Genomic DNA, 280 nt, shown 5'->3' on the forward strand with positions numbered 1-280 from the left:
TGCGTCGTGCCAATCATCGCCTTTACCTTTCAACTGGCCACGTTCAGACGGTTGGCCTACAGCCGGTCGATCCTGATGGCGGCTGTCGGCTGTTTCGCGTTTCGCCGTCACATGGGACTCTCGTCCGGGCTGAGCAGGGAGGTGCTGGATATGTTTGGCATCGCCAATGTGCTGATCGCAACCTCGCTGTCGATCTACGCCACGGCATTGTCGGTACGTTTTACCTCTTCGATGCAACTGAGCCTGTTTCATATCGCCAATCGGGACAGCCTCACCAACC

The 280-nt window shown here is 57.1% G+C and carries 1 pseudogene; it reads left to right on the forward strand.

The annotated features are described in order from the left end of the window. Nucleotides 1-280 (forward strand): annotated as a pseudogene (locus tag EE949_RS00075) (GGDEF domain-containing protein); the annotation flags it as partial.

The organism is Pseudomonas viridiflava (genome assembly GCF_900602065.1).
Taxonomy (GTDB): Bacteria; Pseudomonadota; Gammaproteobacteria; order Pseudomonadales; family Pseudomonadaceae; genus Aquipseudomonas.